Raw genomic sequence first — 16,050 nt, 5'->3', positions numbered from 1 at the left:
CAGTAACTCTTCAACCTTCGCGCACTACATCAGATTAATTTCTGAGGCTTTCGTGCGCCATTTATAGGGCGACAAGCACAATGGCAACACCGTTACCGACTCCAACTCAGAACCCGGTGCCAAGTACGGACATCAGGGATGCTGTATTTGCCGGCGCAAAAATGGATGAGATTATCTCGTCTGATAACAAAACGTATATCGACAGGCTCGGAGTGGAGCGCTATACGTGGGCTGGCGCTCTCGCAAATATTGAGCCTCTCGGTCATCCATGGACAGAAGCAGAGGCCAGCGCCGCTATTGCATCCGGTGAAATACCAAACATGGCTTATTATTTTGTCTGGTCTGACGATAAAAATAATGTTGCGGATGTCTGGCAGAATATCAATGGCGTGCCTACCAGAACGGGCAAAAGCTACCCATCGAGTGATTTTGTTTACGGTTTGCAAAAACAGGTCGACTTCATTTTCGACAGCAATGCAAAAAACGTGACAGGGTTTCCGGGGATAGCTGAGATGGCAACAGATAAGAATGGCAATGTAACCTATCAGCGCCTTGAAGACGGAACATCACAGTTCCCGGCTGTGATGGTAGGCAGCAGTATTGAGCAGGTTCAGAAGGCTGATGGCTCAGTGTTTCAGTCAAGAACATCAGGCGCTTCAGTGCTGTCATTGTCCGAGGATGGCAGCGTGGGAATGCTACGGTTCAATACTTTCTTCTCTGCTGACTACCCTGACTATGCCGAAGTTCACGCTGATATTAATGGCGAAATCTTCAAAATCGTTAAGCGCAATGGTGAGGTTATAGATCTGCGTGATAGCGGAGCAGACCAGAGCGAGCCGGTTGTATCTGCCGATGGCGGAATGGCAATTGAAGTAAGCGGAAACCTCAAATTTATTTCACCTGAAGGGGCGAATACTGACATCACAACTGACGGGGGGAATACCGGCCCGGTTACGTTCCGTGCAGTTGATAACAGTTATTTTGTGAAATTCGCTTCGCAGGAGGGCGGCAGCGGTGATTATCATCTTCACCGCATCAAAACTGATGGGCGTTCACGCATCAGGCAGGGGCGCGCTGAGCTGGTTCACATTATGCTTGTTGGACAGTCGCTCTCTGTTGGCGCGGCATCTGTAGTTCAGGCTCCCGTAACGACAACGGCCAGATACCCATACGGGGCGGTGATTTTCAATGGCGGTTCAAAATATGACAGCGCACACGCTGAGAAATCAGTCGCGCTGTCCGATTTGCAGTACCTGGTTCCAGCTGTGGAAAACATCGGTAAGGCTGGCTCTCAGGAATCAGACTGCAGTGGCCTTGGCGAGCGCCTTTTTGAAAAGGGCGGTGTGACCTGTCTTGTTTCAGCTACCGGGGCGTCCGGCACATCACTGGCGAATATTTCGAAAGGGACTGCCTCTTTCATTGCGACTCAACTGGTGATGCAGCGAGGGTATGAAATTGCCAGAAGTCTCGGAATGGCTTATCAGCCATATATGCTGTTCATCCACGGCAATGCGGACGCGGTAAACAACACCAGTGCGGATACCTATAAAAGCCTGATGATCAGTCTTCGTCAGGACTACGAAAGCTATCTCCACTCCCTCACCGACGACGGCGATCAGTCACTGAAAATGTTTGTTCAGCAGTTCAGTAACGCTACCGTTCAGGCTGGGGCTGCGGGCGCTGACGTTAATCTCGTTATTGGCAACGCACAGTATGAAATTTGCCGGGATAACGAAGAATTTATCCTGACGGGAACACAGTATGCGCGGCCGTATGTTGATAAAGACCATCTGTCCAGCAATGGCTACAGGACTGATGGGGAGATTGCTGGCGTCTCAATTGCTCAGTATTTGAATGCAGGGAGCGTGCTGGCGCTTCGCCCTGATGATGCCAATATCACCCAGACATCAACAGAGGTGGTCATTCCACTGCTTGGCGGTGTCGGAAATGCGGTGATTGATACCGCCAGGGTATCCGATCCGGGTAACTATGGTTTCCGGCTTGTCGGCGCCACCATTACAGGGGTGACCATTGACGCGGGCAGAACCATTCGAATAGCAAAAACGGGTACCGCAACCGCGGTGAATTACGCCTACGTGGGCAACCGGGCAAATATGCCGGGTGCAACGACTGGCAGCAGGGGATGCATCAGGGACTCTGCCACAGATATTTCACCCGTATCAAACCTTCCGCTTTACAACGACCTGGTCGCTTTTAACAAAACTCTCTGAGGTAACAATGACAACTACCCGTGTTTATATCGATGGTACCGTGACGGCCAGCCGTTCTCTTGGTCAGATTGCTTTCCCCATCACTAGTTTGCCTGACCTGGTGCCGGGCATGATCCTCCAGTGGGACGTTGACGGGACAACCGGCTCGCTGGCACGCAATCGCGTTGGTGCGGATATGACGGTTGTTGGTTCGCCAGCAATCGCCAGCTACGCCGCATCACTTAATGAGACGGCATACATTGATACGGGGATCAGTATTGCCCCCTATGCCAACAGTGATATGACCTTTATCGGGATAACGAACAATCCCGGAGGCAAGTTTAACGTGGTTGGGGTGATGCAGGTTGCTGCGCCGAAACGGTCACGGTGCCATGAGTTTGAAACTACGCATAAACCAGGCGGTTTATGGCTGAACTCCGCCGGTGCATCATGGTTTTCAGTGCTGGACTCAGCGCCGGCAGAAGCTGCTGCGCCAGATGGTATTTTCTCTGTCTCCAGAACGGTGACAAATGACGGTACTGGTCGGGTCGGGATCCACGCTGACTTGCCGATAACGGGTCAGCATGCGCTGGTGACGAATGGTACAGCACCTTCACCGTCAATCACCGGAAATATTTATATTGGCGCCAGTCTTGACCATGGCACTACAGTAACGGGTCAGGTAATGGCTGTACTGGCTTTTAGTCGGGCCATCACCGATACGGAAATGGCGACCATCTACCGGGCATACAAAAGCTATTATGCCGGGCTGGGTAAAAGTATCTGATGATGTACAAGCCTGCAGCGATCAAAGCTGCAGGTTATTCCCCGCGTTTCCGCCACAAATCCCATTCCATATGAGCCCAGAGTAGAAGTAACACAATATCTGGTATGAACATGGGATGAGGCCATCTGGTTCCCAGGAATGTCAGCGAGTAGATCGCAACAACTGCGGCAAAGCGTACAAGAAAGGTAATAAACATATTATTCTGCTGTGTAATTATTTAGCTAAACATGATTTAGCCAAGCCATATCCATGGTTTATATGTAAATGCCATACATTTAGTGAGGCTATACCTTACTTAAGGCTATCGGCTAAATCAATGAATGTAATGGCTTTATTTATTCTACCTTTCGCTGTTTTCTCTGCTCCTTCCTATAAGTCCTTATAATACTTAATGATAATTAATAATTATTGAAGTGCTTAAACAGAGCGCTTGATCTTGTGCCACTTCGAAACTACTGTATATAAAAACAGTATTTATGGGTGCAGATCATGCTTCAACAATCACCGTTTTACGAGACAACTGGCATCAGCCAGCATGCAACATTTGTTGAAACACAACGTGGAGTCGCTGTAGTTGAGCGCTCATCATCACCATTAGCATCAGCGGTTTTACTTATCTCATATTGTGGGGTGCAGCAGTTTGCGCGCTTTCTTGGTGGAGCGCTCATTACTGAGGATGGGGAAGCTATAGAAGGGGAATCGCTCGCGGATGTAGAGCTGATAGGTGTGGTTACCCACATTATCAGCAAAGCTGGCTTTGATGACTGCCCGGTGATGTGATGTTTGCTCTGGTTGATGTGAACAGCTTCTATGCGAGCTGCGAAACCATTTTCAGGCCGGATCTGCGAGGGAAGCCGGTTGTCGTATTGTCCAATAACGATGGTTGCGTGATAGCGCGTTCTGCCGAAGCCAAGAAACTTGGCATCAAGATGGGGGATCCGTACTTCAAATGCAAAGACCAGTTCCGCCGGCATGGCGTGGTTTGCTTCAGTTCGAACTATGAACTCTACGCGGATATGAGCAACCGTGTCATGACGACACTGGAGGAAATGTGTCCCAGAGTTGAAATCTACAGTATCGATGAGGCCTTTTGTGATCTCACTGGTGTGCGTAATTGCCGTGTGCTGGAAGAGTTCGGGCATGAGCTGAAAGATACCGTTTACCGCAATACCAGGCTTCCGGTCGGGGTGGGGATCGCACAAACAAAGACGCTGGCAAAGCTCGCCAATCATGCGGCGAAAACATGGAAAGCTACTGGCGGAGTTGTCGACCTTTCGAATGTGGAACGGCAGCGCAAACTGATGGCTTTACTTCCGGTAGATGAGGTATGGGGTGTTGGCCGCCGTATAAGCAAAAAGCTTGAATCTATGGGGATAAAAACCGTCCTGCAGCTAGCTGATACGGATATCCGCTTTATCCGTAAGCACTTCAACGTTGTGCTTGAGAGAACCGTCCGGGAGCTTCGCGGCGAGCCGTGTCTTGAGCTGGAAGAGTTTGCGCCAGTGAAACAGGAAATTGTCTGCAGCCGATCATTCGGGGAGCGTATTACCACCTATGAACAAATGCGACAGGCTATCTGTTCATATGCGGCCAGAGGCGCAGAGAAACTTCGTGGTGAGCATCAGTATTGTCGTTATATCTCCACCTTTGTGAAGACATCTCCCTTTGCGCTGAATGAAAAATACTACGGTAACAGCGGATCCATTAAGTTGCTGACGCCAACGCAGGATAGCCGGGATATCATCAATGCGGCGGTAAAGTGCCTGGATGCGATATGGGTCGACGGGCATCGGTATCAGAAAGCGGGGATCATGCTCGGTGATTTCTATAGCCAGGGTGTCTCGCAACTGAACCTGTTCGATGATAATGCGCCAAGGCAGAACAGCGAGAAGCTGATGGAAGTTCTCGACCACCTCAACGCAAAGGATGGGAGGGGAACTCTCTATTTTGCTGGGCAGGGGATCCAGGCCACCTGGCAGATGAAGAGAGAAATGCTTTCCCCTAGATATACCACAAGATACAGTGATTTACTCGAAGTAAGGTAATTCATCCATTAATATGAAATGTATCATTGCTGTTTCTGTAGCAAGTTAAGTCCTTCATGAGCTAACAACTTAGTTAGTAGGAAGATATCTAAAAGTAAATGGTTCGGATTACATAGATACTTAATAAGGCTTTACGAAATGGAAATATGGTCAGGTAACATCAAAAAAACAACATGTTACCTGACGCCAGCTTAATGCGACAGATCCATACTTTGCACATGCGCAAAGTAAACCTTCGGTCATATGCCATCATGCAGAACAGCAAGTCAAAGACCTAATAATTCAGTAGCACGTACCCTGAACATAATCACATTCCTTTTTGGTAGTACAATATCCGTACCCACCGGCACGGCAGTTACAATCATTAGGTGGTGTGCATTGCATGACTTCAGGTGACTGCATAAGTAATTTTTTCTGCGCAGGAGTCAGAGCATGAAGCAGGATAGCGTTTTGCGCTTTAAGCTGAGTAATCGACATTTGGTCTTTAGGTTGTTCAGAAAAAGAATTGAAACTAAAAAATAATAATGATGAAAGCAAGTATATAAAATATTTATGTTTCATAATAATGCCCTCTATAAGAATAGAAATGAATTCAAGATGTTACTTCTTAGGTAAAACAGTAAAAAAGACACGATACGGTTTAAAGGAGTTTTCGATAGATGCGTTTACACACCAATATGCACCATCCTTTCGGGTGCTGCTTCCTGTAAAGACTTTCTCATAGCCATGAGAAAAATAAAGGCCGCCACAATATTCTCCAGATTTACAAACCCACATCTCCTTGTACTTATTCTCGTTGATATTTGGAGGGAAAATATCTGCTGTGCATAGAACGTGGTCAACTACAGGAACTGAAACTTTAGATACACAGAGCTCGACCGTCTTAGTTGAAGCGGGAACAGTTAGAAACTGTGATTGTCCTGCTATTGGCCTTTGCATGAAGGGGTACGTGTTTTCAACTGGACCAGGACAATCTAGGGCAGGTACTGGTGTTGGAACGTGCGGTTCACTTGGTGGCGTAGAAGGTGGTTTTGGGAGGGAGCTACAGTCCTGCACGTTCATAACAACATAGAAATATGAACCAGGCTTAATCGTCGAATATTCAAATGGCATCTCGGAGCCATTTGTTAAATTTTTAAAATGTGTTCCTTGATTATCATATTGATTATCCCTGTATATATTTACATCTCCGCTTTTGCAACTGCCACAATTATTTGAGATTATTGCTACAGTTTTTCCACCTATGCTTGATTGAGTTCTGACCCCGATACATGAACGATCATCGGCAAGCGAATAAAATGAAAATGTTGAAATAGTTAATAATAAATAATACCTATAGTTCAACCTGATCATAGATTAGTGCCTGCATGATGAAGTATTATACAATTATAGCGTTTGGTAAGCATTTGTGTAACTGCCAATTCAAAATGACTCTCTATTGTTAGAGAGTCTCTGGCTATCCAACCACAGCTTTTAGAATGGTTGCGGACGTTATCAATTTAATGGCGCTCAATAGCTTCGAGTAATTCTGAGCCTTGGTTTTTCACATTACCAACGGCACGTGAAACAGGGTGCCATGTAAAATGGCCTGCTGACACGGTACCGTCCGCAGCTATTTCTTCGGCCTCTTTCCCTCCAATATCCTGTCTCATCCATGCCCTGGCTGCTTCTGGTGTAAGTACCAGCGGCCGGCGGTCATGAATATCTACCAGCCCTTTATCTGCTGCCGCGGTGACAATCAGAAAGCCTTCTGCTTCATCTCCGCGTTCAAATGGTGTGCTTCCGATTGCTGCCATGAATATCGGCTGGCCATCGGTGCGATGGATGAAGTAGGGCTGCTTCTTGTCACCTTCTTTCTTCCATTCGAACCAGCCATCCGCAAAGCAGATCGCCCGGCCATGTTGCCAGAGAGGTTTAAACATTCTGCTGGTGGCCGCCGTTTCGACGCGTGCGTTAATCAGAGGCGGTTTATCCCACCATCCTGGCGCATAACCCCAGAAGACAGGATCGATATGCAATTGTTCGTCGCGTTCGCTCAGAAGCAAAACTTTGGTACCGGGCGCGACGTTGTATCGACCAATCGGTTCCGGGTCATATGCGATGTCACGATCGGCTTCATCGGCAAGACAGGAAAGATAATCATCACGGGTCATTGACTGGGAAAAGCGTCCGCACATATCAACCTCCAGTGGTCAGACTGAAAGTATAGGCGTCAAAAACGAGTTCTGGACAAAGCTGTAAGCTTGAAAAAGAAGGGAATCACGAAAGAGTGGTGCGCACCGAAAATCCATGATTACCGCGAAAGAGGATGACATGGGATGGGGGAGAGGTAAACGGCGTTGCTTTTAATCTGGAAAGCTGCTCGCAGAATTTTTAATGGGGCATGTATGGGGCAAAAAATTAGCGCAAAACAACTCAAAACCTCGTAAGGTATCGATTCGTCTTGCGCTAATGCATTGCTTAAACACTACATCCGCATTACTTCAACGCACCTTGCTTTTAAGCTGATGCCTGTCTTAAACAAACCAGACTGGGCGCAGTAAGCTCGTTGAAATATTAGAACCGGGCATTCCCTGCCTGCGCGGCCCGGTTCTTTGTACGCATCAATATCCCATCATTCTTAATGCCAGCCAGATAATTCCCGCCCACAATAAAGCGCATGGAAAAATAACAACACTAAGAGAACGCCAGCCGTTTCTACTCATCGGAAACCCCACATTTAAGTCATCATCACCAGGTGCGTTTGGCATTTCATCATCGGCGCGGGGGCGGGGAACTTTAGGAATATTTGTAAAGCAGATGTAGATAAAAATAGACCCGGCGCGGTGGCCGGGCTGAGAGGGAGTTGACGAGCTGCCAGGTCTCCCCGGCGCGATGACTGCTTGCGGCGATCAGATGGGCAGGAAACTCATCATCAAATACGCGACGACAATGCAGATTAGCGTCATATACCAGACTATGCTCATGGTGACTTATCCCATTTCAGACTCAAGAAAGACGAGCCTATCGGGTAACGACTTTAAACATCCGGATGTCGATTTTCAACCGCAAGCACGTGAGGGGCTTAGCTTTTCCTGGCGTGGAACAGGCCGTCTTCGCCGTGGCTTTCATCTTCAACCCAGAAGTTAATATTGAATTGGGCATCATCGCTGAGCTCGATACGATGCCAGTATTGCGGCGGGCTGGTGGCGAACTGCCCGGCATTAATGACGACTTTCATCTCCGGTTCGCTAGCCTGCTCATCATGAAAACCGTAATAAGTTACTGTGCCTTCCATTACGCACAGCTGACCGAAAACGTTAGCGGCAGTATTGTGATGGGTGAGCAGCGCTGCCGGAACATTTTCTTTAGTGAAGAACGGAGTGGAGCGTTTGACTTTCCAGTTAGCCGGGATACGCAGGTGGGACATAGTAAGCTCCTTAGTGGATGCAAATAAGATGTATTTAATATGCAACTTTAAAGGGGCGTCGTCAACTTACAGGCACAAAAAACGCCCCCGAAGGAGCGTTTACCATCTGGCAGGATAGCTTAACGGCCGAACAGATCGCGCTTTTTGGCTTTAAATGGCTGAGCGATCAGTACCAGCAGGCCGATGACCAGATAAGCGGCAAAGATGCCTACCAGCCACTGCGGCATTTCCAGAGTCAGGAATTCCCACTGGCGCACGGAACAGTCGCCGGTGGCAACGAATACCTGCGGTAGCCATTTATCCAGCGGCAGCCACGTCGGGAAACGAGCGGCGAAATCGCAGGTCTGGAACGGAGAAGGGTGTAGCTGAATCATGGTGTGCTCCCAGGCTAACTGCAGACCGCGCAGTGCGCTGTATAGCCAGATGAGCAACGCGACATAGCGCAGCGGGGTTTTCGGCGCGATAGCGCCCACCAGACCGGCGCCCATAATGCCAAACAGAGCGCAGCGTTCGTAAATACACAACACGCAGGGCTGCAGCAGCATCACGTGCTGGAACCACAGCGCCACTAATTCAAGTATAAAAGCGGTTAACGCCATCAAGAGCCAGGCGCCGCGTCCCCTTGAGCACTGGTTTAAGTATTGCAACATAATCATTTCCCTGGAACATGCTAAATCATGGCAGTGTAAACGAAAACTACCGCGACGCCATCCGCTAGTCGGAAAATATTACGTAAATGAATATTCGTTACCCGGGGGGAACCCGGGTAACGGGCTGCGCAATTAGGGCAGTACTGGGGTGGTCAACCAGCCGTGGCTGAGCATCCACTGGGTGGCCGGCATCAACAGGGTTTCGACGCACAGCAGGCCGACCAGCGTGAGCACGATGGTATAGGGAAGCGCCATCCACACCATTCTGCCATAAGAGAGGCGGATCAGCGGCGCCAGCGCCGAGGTCAACAGGAACAGGAACGCGGCCTGGCCGTTGGGGGTCGCGACGGAAGGCAGGTTAGTGCCGGTATTAATGGCGACCGCCAGCATTTCAAACTGCTGCAGGCTGATAACGCCGTGTTCCAGCGCCGCTTTTGCTTCGTTGATATACACCGTACCGACAAAGACGTTATCGGAGATGGACGACAGCAGGCCATTAAACAAATAGAACAGCGATAGCTGAGCGTGCGGTGAAGCCTGCAGGACGAACTCAATCACCGGGGCAAACAGATGCTGATCGATAATCACCGCCACAATGGCGAAAAAGACCGTCAGCAGGGCGGTAAACGGCAGCGCTTCGGTAAAGGCTTTACCGATGGCGTGTTCGTCGGTCACGCCGGAAAAGGTGGTCGCCAGCACGATGACGGAGAGGCCAATCAGGCCAACTTCCGCCAGATGCAGGGCGAGGGCGGCAATCAGCCACACGCCGATGATCCCTTGAGCGATAAGGCGCATCCGATCCTGGCGGCTGCGGCTCTGGCGGCTACGGTCGTCGAAATCCTGCAGGACTTTGCGCACCGGGACTGGCAGCGGCTCGCCATAGCCAAACAGGCGGAATTTTTCCAGCAACAGGCAGGTTATCAGGCCGCATACGATTACCGGCAGGGTTACCGGCGACATACGGATGAAGAATTCGCCGAAGTGCCAGCCGGCGGCTTTGGCGATAATCAGGTTCTGCGGTTCGCCGACCATGGTCATCACGCCGCCGAGCGCGGTACCGACGCCGGCGTGCATCATCAGGCTGCGTAAAAAGCTGCGGAACTGTTCGAGCACGTCGCGGTAGTGTTGATCGATATGGCTGTCATCAAGCATGTCGTTATCATCAGGCCGCGCGGAGGCGACGCGATGATAAATACCGTAAAAGCCGACCGCTACGCTAATGACCACCGCAACAACAGTTAGCGCGTCAAGGAAGGCGGAGAGAAAAGCCGCTGCCAGGCAGAAGGCCAGCGACAGCAGCATCTTGCTGCGGATCCCGAGGAGCAGCCGAGTAAAAATAAACAGCAATAGCTGCTTCATGAAGTAGATCCCGGCCACCATGAACATCAGCAGCAGCAGGACTTCGAGATTATTGGCTATTTCTTCGCGAATATGTTCGGGGCTGGTCATACCGATCAGCACCGCTTCTATCGCCAGCAGGCCGCCAGGCAGCAGCGGGTAGCATTTGAGCGCCATCGCCAGGGTGAAGATAAACTCCACCACTAACAGCCAACCGGCGACAAACGGTTGAAGATAAAACGCCAGCGGGTTAACCACCAGGAAGATAATCAGGAGAAGCTTGTACCAGTCTGGCGACTGGCCAAGAAAATTGCGCCACAGGGCGCGGCCATAAGACATTTCCACGACAGAGGTCCTTCCGTCAAACAACATGATTTTATGCGTAACTATTGCAAGATTACCAGTTGAGTAAAAAGGGAAGCAACTTTCTTCGCGGCGCATTACAGGTAATGGAAGGCGTTAAGCAAAAGCTGAAAATGAAACGGCGATCCCCTTTTAATTACTTTCAGATGCTATCTGGCGTATGGCTGCTCTGGTATGATGAGTGCAATTTGCAACGCTGTGTAATGGAAATCTTATTATGGTCATTAAGGCGCAAAGCCCTGCGGGTTTCGCGGAAGAGTACATCATTGAAAGTATCTGGAATAATCGTTTCCCGCCTGGATCCATTCTCCCTGCTGAACGTGAACTTTCTGAACTGATTGGTGTGACCCGAACCACTCTGCGCGAAGTGTTGCAACGTCTGGCCCGTGATGGCTGGTTGACTATCCAGCATGGTAAACCGACGAAAGTGAACAACTTCTGGGAAACCTCCGGACTGAATATCCTTGAAACGCTGGCGCGTCTCGACCACGATAGCGTGCCGCAGCTGATTGATAACTTGCTGTCGGTGCGAACCAATATCTCAACGATTTTTATTCGTACCGCTTTCCGCCAGCACCCGGACAAAGCGCTGGAGGTCCTGGCTACCGCGCGTGAAGTTGAAGATCATGCCGATGCTTTCGCCGAACTGGACTACAACATCTTCCGCGGTCTGGCGTTTGCCTCCGGCAACCCGATCTACGGTCTGATCCTCAACGGCATGAAGGGGCTGTATACCCGCATTGGTCGTCACTATTTTGCTAATCCGGAAGCGCGTAGCCTGGCGCTGGGTTTCTACCACCAGTTGGCGAAAGTGTGCGAAGAGAGTCAGCACGATAAAGTGTACGAAATCGTCCGCGCCTATGGCCACAACAGCGGCGAGATTTGGCATCGGATGCAAAAAACGCTGCCCGGCGATTTAGCCATCAATATGCGCTAAGTACGGACCACCCTATAAAAAATGCCCGGATAATCCGGGCATTTCGCTTTTTGACACTTGATCCGATTTACAACGCGTTCTGCCGCGGCGGGGTGCGATCCAACAGCTCAACGCTGCCGTCGGCATTCTGCTGCTCAAGGATCACGTCAAAGCCCCACAGGCGGTGAACGTGTTTAAGCACTTCGCGACGGCTCTTATCCAGCGGCACGCGGTTGTGCGGCACATAGCGCAGCGTCAGCGAACGGTCGCCGCGCAGGTCAACGTTCCAGACCTGAATATTCGGCTCAAGATTGCTGAGGTTATACTGCGCCGACAGCTTAGAACGAATTTCCCGATAGCCTTCCTCATTATGAATGGCGGAAATCTCCAGGTAATTATTATGGTCGTCATCGAGTACCGTGAATAAGCGGAAGTCTCGCATCACCTTCGGCGACAGGAACTGGCTAATAAAGCTCTCATCTTTAAAATCGCGCATGGCGAAATGCAGCGTCTCCAGCCAATCGGAGCCGGCGATATCCGGGAACCAGTAGCGGTCTTCTTCCGTTGGCGACTGGCAGATACGTTTAATATCCTGGAACATAGCGAAACCCAGCGCGTAGGGGTTGATCCCGCTGTACCACGGGCTGTTGTAGGGCGGCTGGAACACCACGTTGGTGTGGCTGTGCAGAAACTCCAGCATAAAGCGCTCGGTCACTTTACCTTCGTCATACAGATGATTGAGGATGGTGTAGTGCCAGAATGTCGCCCAGCCCTCGTTCATAACCTGAGTCTGCTTCTGCGGATAAAAATACTGGCTGACCTTACGAACGATACGCAGGATCTCGCGCTGCCAGGACTCAAGCAGCGGCGCGTTCTTCTCCATAAAGTACAGCAGATTCTCCTGCGGTTCGGAAGGATAGCGGCGGCTTGCCTCGATGGCTTTTTCCTCTTCCCGTTTTGGCAGAGTACGCCATAGCATGTTCACCTGGCTTTGCAGATACTCTTCGCGGCTTTTCTGCCGCGCCTTCTCCTCCTGCAGCGATATTTTCTGCGGGCGTTTGTAGCGGTCGACGCCGTAGTTCATCAGCGCATGGCAGGAGTCGAGCAATTTTTCAACTTCATCGACGCCGTAACGCTCTTCACATTCGGTAATGTATTTACGCGCAAAGATCAGATAGTCGATGATTGAGCTGGCATCGGTCCAACTGCGGAACAGATAGTTATTTTTAAAGAAGGAGTTGTGCCCATAGCAGGCGTGCGCCATTACCAGCGCCTGCATGGTAATCGTGTTCTCCTCCATTAAATAAGCGATACACGGGTTGGAGTTAATGACTATCTCATAGGCCAGACCTTGCTGGCCGTGTTTATACGCCTGTTCGGTTTCGATAAATTTTTTGCCGAACGACCAGTGCGGATAGTTGATCGGCATCCCGACGCTGGAGTAGGCGTCCATCATCTGTTCGGAGGTGATCACCTCGATTTGATGCGGATAGGTATCGAGACGATACAGCTTCGCCACCCGGTCGACCTCGGCAAGATAGGTTTCCAGCAGTTCAAAAGTCCAGTCGGGTCCATCGCTTAACCGGGTGGTGTCCCTGTTCATGGAATCAATCGTAGCCATTAGCGCGCCCTCGTTGTTGGTGGTTCTCTCTTTGTGGAGAACCTCTTATCAAGCATAGAACACGCCATAACAAACTGCGTCTGCGGGTAATTTCTTTTCTTCGCGATATCACAATCCCAAAGGCCTTAATTTAACATTTACTTAGCATTTTATGCTGAGGAAAAATAAAGCGCAGCACGAGATCGTAAATCTCTGGTGTCAGTGCTGGTGCGGTTTGGTGTGAGATAAGTCACCATAAATAAAGCGTATGTTGAATAATATTTTCATCTGGGTTATCAATTTGTAATTAGATGATTGTTCTTTAACTATTACGGAGTGGCTATGCGAGTCGTCATACTGGGAAGTGGGGTGGTTGGGGTAGCGAGCGCCTGGTATTTAAGCCAGGCGGGACATGAGGTGACGGTTATCGACCGTCAGCCAGGGCCCGCTGAAGAAACCAGCGCCGCCAACGCCGGGCAGATCTCTCCCGGCTACGCGGCGCCGTGGGCGGCGCCGGGCGTGCCGCTGAAGGCGATTAAATGGATGTTCCAGCGCCATGCGCCATTGGCGATTGGCCTTGACGGCACGCAGTTCCAGCTCAAGTGGATGTGGCAGATGCTACGTAACTGCGATACCCGCCACTATATGGAAAACAAAGGGCGTATGGTGCGCCTGGCGGAATATAGCCGTGATTGCCTGAAAGCGCTGCGTGAAACCACCGGTATCCAGTATGAAGGCCGCCAGGGCGGCACCCTGCAGCTCTTCCGCACCGAAAAACAGTATGAGAACGCCACTCGTGATATCGCCGTGCTGGAAGAGGCTGGCGTACCGTATCAACTGCTGGAAGCCAACCGCCTGCTCGAAGTCGAACCGGCGCTGGCGGAAGTCAGCCATAAACTGACCGGCGGCCTGCGCCTGCCAAATGATGAAACCGGCGATTGCCAGCTCTTCACTACCCGTCTGGCGGCGATGGCCGAGGCGGCAGGGGTGACTTTCCGCTTTAATACCTCCGTCGATGCGCTGCTTTACGAAGGCGATCAAATCGCCGGTGTGAAATGCGGCGACGAAATTATTAAGGGCGACGCCTACGTGATGGCGTTTGGTTCTTACTCCACCGCGATGCTTAAAGGGCTGGTGGACATCCCGGTCTATCCTCTGAAAGGCTACTCGTTAACTATTCCGATTGCCGAAGAGAGCGGCGCGCCGGTATCGACTATCCTTGATGAGACTTACAAAATCGCGATTACCCGTTTCGATCAGCGTATTCGCGTTGGCGGGATGGCGGAAATTGTCGGCTTTAATAAAGAGCTGCTGAAGCCGCGCCGCGAGACGCTGGAGATGGTGGTTCGCGATCTGTTCCCGCGCGGCGGCTACGTTGAGCAGGCGACCTTCTGGACCGGCCTGCGACCGATGACGCCGGACGGTACGCCGGTGGTTGGCCGCACGCCGTACAAAAATCTGTGGCTGAACACCGGGCACGGTACGCTGGGCTGGACCATGGCCTGCGGGTCCGGGCAGCTTCTGAGCGATCTGATCTCCGGGCGTACGCCGGCGATCCCTTATGATGATCTGGCCGTGGCACGTTACAGCCCGGGCTTTACGCCGGCTCGCGCTCAGCATCTGCACGGCGTGCATAACTAAGGAGCCTCCATGTCTCGTCCGGTAAAAGCCAGCATTGACCTGTCGGCTTTACGTCAGAATTTACAGATTGTTCGCCGCGCTGCCCCTGGGGCGCGCGTTTGGGCGGTGGTGAAGGCCAATGCCTATGGCCATGGCCTGGCGCGGATGTGGCAGGCGCTGAACGCCGCAGATGGCTACGCATTGCTGAATCTCGAAGAGGCGATCCTACTGCGGGAAAAGGGCTGGAAAGGGCCGATTCTGCTGCTGGAAGGATTCTTTCACGCCGATGAACTGGCGCTGCTGGATAAGTATCGCCTGACCACCAGCGTACACAGCAACTGGCAAATTAAAGCGCTGCAGCAGGCTAAACTGCATGCGCCGCTGGATATCTATCTCAAAGTAAATAGCGGTATGAACCGGCTGGGCTTTATGCCAGAACGAGTGCATATCGTCTGGCAACAGCTGCGATCGCTCGCCAACGTCGGTGAAATGACGCTGATGTCGCATTTCGCTGATGCGGAAAACCCGGATGGCATCGTGGAGCCCTTGCGCCGTATCGAGCAGGCGGCGGAGGGGCTGGACTGCCCGCGTTCGTTGTCGAACTCAGCGGCCACGTTGTGGCATCCGGAAGCGCACTTTGATTGGGTGCGCCCGGGAATTGTGCTGTACGGCGCATCGCCGTCGGGTCAGTGGCGGGATATTGCCAATAGCGGCCTGAAACCGGCGATGACCCTCAGCAGTGAAGTGATTGCCGTACAGACGCTGAAAAGCGGCGAACGGGTGGGCTATGGTGGGCTGTATCAGGCATCCGGCGAGCAGCGCATCGGCATTGTCGCCTGCGGTTATGCCGACGGCTATCCACGCGTCGCCCCGAGCGGCACGCCGGTGCTGGTCGACGGCGTACGCACCACCACCGTCGGGCGTATTTCGATGGATATGTTGGCGGTAGATCTGACACCTTGTCCGCATGCGGGTATTGGCGCGCCGGTTGAGTTGTGGGGGCAGGAGATTAAGATTGACGATGTCGCTGCGGCCAGCGGCACCGTCGGTTATGAATTAATGTGCGCTCTGGCGCCGCGCGTACCGGTGGTGACAGTGTAACTTTGTGTGAG

13 protein-coding genes are annotated in these 16,050 nt (G+C 51.4%); 7 read left to right on the top strand and 6 right to left on the bottom strand.

Features of this window, described 5'->3' with window-relative positions; all coding sequences use genetic code 11:
* Positions 1-80 precede the first annotated feature (80 nt).
* The 4 genes from AC22LX_RS05905 (at position 81) to AC22LX_RS05890 (ending at position 5,042) form a co-directional block, all read left to right on the top strand.
* Positions 81-2,231 carry a hypothetical protein gene (locus AC22LX_RS05905; protein WP_487333843.1) on the top strand — a complete coding sequence of 717 codons (2,151 nt, stop codon included), beginning with the start codon at positions 81-83 and terminating at the stop codon, positions 2,229-2,231.
* 7 nt (positions 2,232-2,238) lie between these two features.
* Complete coding sequence (locus AC22LX_RS05900) at positions 2,239-2,997, top strand: hypothetical protein (protein ID WP_348877090.1); 759 nt, start codon at positions 2,239-2,241, stop codon at positions 2,995-2,997.
* Positions 2,998-3,486: 489 nt separating this feature from the next.
* Entirely contained in the window at positions 3,487-3,777 is a 291-nt protein-coding gene (locus AC22LX_RS05895) for a hypothetical protein (RefSeq protein ID WP_200782141.1), read from the top strand.
* Positions 3,777-5,042, top strand: a complete 1,266-nt coding sequence (locus AC22LX_RS05890; RefSeq protein ID WP_487333842.1) for a Y-family DNA polymerase — start codon at positions 3,777-3,779, stop codon at positions 5,040-5,042. The genes AC22LX_RS05895 and AC22LX_RS05890 overlap by 1 nt, the downstream gene beginning before the upstream one ends.
* 600 nt (positions 5,043-5,642) lie before the next feature.
* Here AC22LX_RS05890 and AC22LX_RS05885 read toward each other — a convergent pair.
* The 5 genes from AC22LX_RS05885 to nhaB all read right to left on the bottom strand — a co-directional run bounded on the left by AC22LX_RS05885 (position 5,643) and on the right by nhaB (position 10,784).
* Positions 5,643-6,395 carry a hypothetical protein gene (locus AC22LX_RS05885; RefSeq protein ID WP_316423160.1) on the bottom strand — a complete coding sequence of 251 codons (753 nt, stop codon included), beginning with the start codon at positions 6,393-6,395 and terminating at the stop codon, positions 5,643-5,645.
* Positions 6,396-6,541: 146 nt separating this feature from the next.
* Positions 6,542-7,219, bottom strand: coding sequence for an SOS response-associated peptidase (locus tag AC22LX_RS05880; protein ID WP_487333841.1), 678 nt, complete (start codon positions 7,217-7,219; stop codon positions 6,542-6,544).
* 887 nt (positions 7,220-8,106) lie between these two features.
* The gene (locus AC22LX_RS05875) at positions 8,107-8,451 is read right to left on the bottom strand and encodes a TehB family protein (RefSeq protein WP_047045263.1); all 345 of its coding nucleotides are present in this window, start codon (positions 8,449-8,451) and stop codon (positions 8,107-8,109) included.
* 119 nt (positions 8,452-8,570) lie between these two features.
* Positions 8,571-9,101, bottom strand: coding sequence for a disulfide bond formation protein DsbB (dsbB, locus tag AC22LX_RS05870; protein ID WP_015705844.1), 531 nt, complete (start codon positions 9,099-9,101; stop codon positions 8,571-8,573).
* Between the two features lie 132 nt (positions 9,102-9,233).
* Positions 9,234-10,784: a sodium/proton antiporter NhaB gene (nhaB, locus tag AC22LX_RS05865; RefSeq protein WP_045390425.1), complete on the bottom strand. Its 1,551-nt coding sequence runs from the start codon at positions 10,782-10,784 to the stop codon at positions 9,234-9,236.
* A gap of 235 nt (positions 10,785-11,019) precedes the next feature.
* Here nhaB and fadR point away from each other — a divergent pair, with 235 nt between their 5' ends.
* On the top strand, positions 11,020-11,739 hold the full coding sequence (gene fadR / locus AC22LX_RS05860) for a fatty acid metabolism transcriptional regulator FadR (protein ID WP_045390428.1): 720 nt from the start codon (positions 11,020-11,022) through the stop codon (positions 11,737-11,739).
* A 67-nt stretch (positions 11,740-11,806) separates the two neighbouring features.
* Here the strand turns inward: fadR and AC22LX_RS05855 are convergent, their stop codons facing one another.
* On the bottom strand, positions 11,807-13,339 hold the full coding sequence (locus tag AC22LX_RS05855; RefSeq protein ID WP_015705842.1) for a SpoVR family protein: 1,533 nt from the start codon (positions 13,337-13,339) through the stop codon (positions 11,807-11,809).
* Between the two features lie 321 nt (positions 13,340-13,660).
* Between AC22LX_RS05855 and AC22LX_RS05850 the strand changes: the two genes are divergently transcribed.
* The gene (locus AC22LX_RS05850) at positions 13,661-14,959 is read left to right on the top strand and encodes a D-amino acid dehydrogenase (protein ID WP_047050672.1); all 1,299 of its coding nucleotides are present in this window, start codon (positions 13,661-13,663) and stop codon (positions 14,957-14,959) included.
* A 9-nt stretch (positions 14,960-14,968) separates the two neighbouring features.
* Positions 14,969-16,039 carry a catabolic alanine racemase DadX gene (gene dadX / locus AC22LX_RS05845; protein WP_045390433.1) on the top strand — a complete coding sequence of 357 codons (1,071 nt, stop codon included), beginning with the start codon at positions 14,969-14,971 and terminating at the stop codon, positions 16,037-16,039.
* The last annotated feature ends 11 nt before the right edge of the window (positions 16,040-16,050 follow it).

This window comes from Klebsiella sp. PK01 (genome assembly GCF_057624675.1).
This window is presented reverse-complemented; position numbering and strand designations above follow the sequence as displayed.

Coding starts and splice junctions, on each gene's coding strand:
- AC22LX_RS05905 (WP_487333843.1), top strand. CDS start 81: ATGGCAACACCGTTACCGACTCCAACTCAGAACCCGGTGCCAAGTACG.
- AC22LX_RS05900 (WP_348877090.1), top strand. CDS start 2,239: ATGACAACTACCCGTGTTTATATCGATGGTACCGTGACGGCCAGCCGT.
- AC22LX_RS05895 (WP_200782141.1), top strand. CDS start 3,487: ATGCTTCAACAATCACCGTTTTACGAGACAACTGGCATCAGCCAGCAT.
- AC22LX_RS05890 (WP_487333842.1), top strand. CDS start 3,777: ATGTTTGCTCTGGTTGATGTGAACAGCTTCTATGCGAGCTGCGAAACC.
- AC22LX_RS05885 (WP_316423160.1), bottom strand. CDS start 6,395: ATGATCAGGTTGAACTATAGGTATTATTTATTATTAACTATTTCAACA.
- AC22LX_RS05880 (WP_487333841.1), bottom strand. CDS start 7,219: ATGTGCGGACGCTTTTCCCAGTCAATGACCCGTGATGATTATCTTTCC.
- AC22LX_RS05875 (WP_047045263.1), bottom strand. CDS start 8,451: ATGTCCCACCTGCGTATCCCGGCTAACTGGAAAGTCAAACGCTCCACT.
- dsbB (WP_015705844.1), bottom strand. CDS start 9,101: ATGTTGCAATACTTAAACCAGTGCTCAAGGGGACGCGGCGCCTGGCTC.
- fadR (WP_045390428.1), top strand. CDS start 11,020: ATGGTCATTAAGGCGCAAAGCCCTGCGGGTTTCGCGGAAGAGTACATC.
- AC22LX_RS05855 (WP_015705842.1), bottom strand. CDS start 13,339: ATGGCTACGATTGATTCCATGAACAGGGACACCACCCGGTTAAGCGAT.
- AC22LX_RS05850 (WP_047050672.1), top strand. CDS start 13,661: ATGCGAGTCGTCATACTGGGAAGTGGGGTGGTTGGGGTAGCGAGCGCC.
- dadX (WP_045390433.1), top strand. CDS start 14,969: ATGTCTCGTCCGGTAAAAGCCAGCATTGACCTGTCGGCTTTACGTCAG.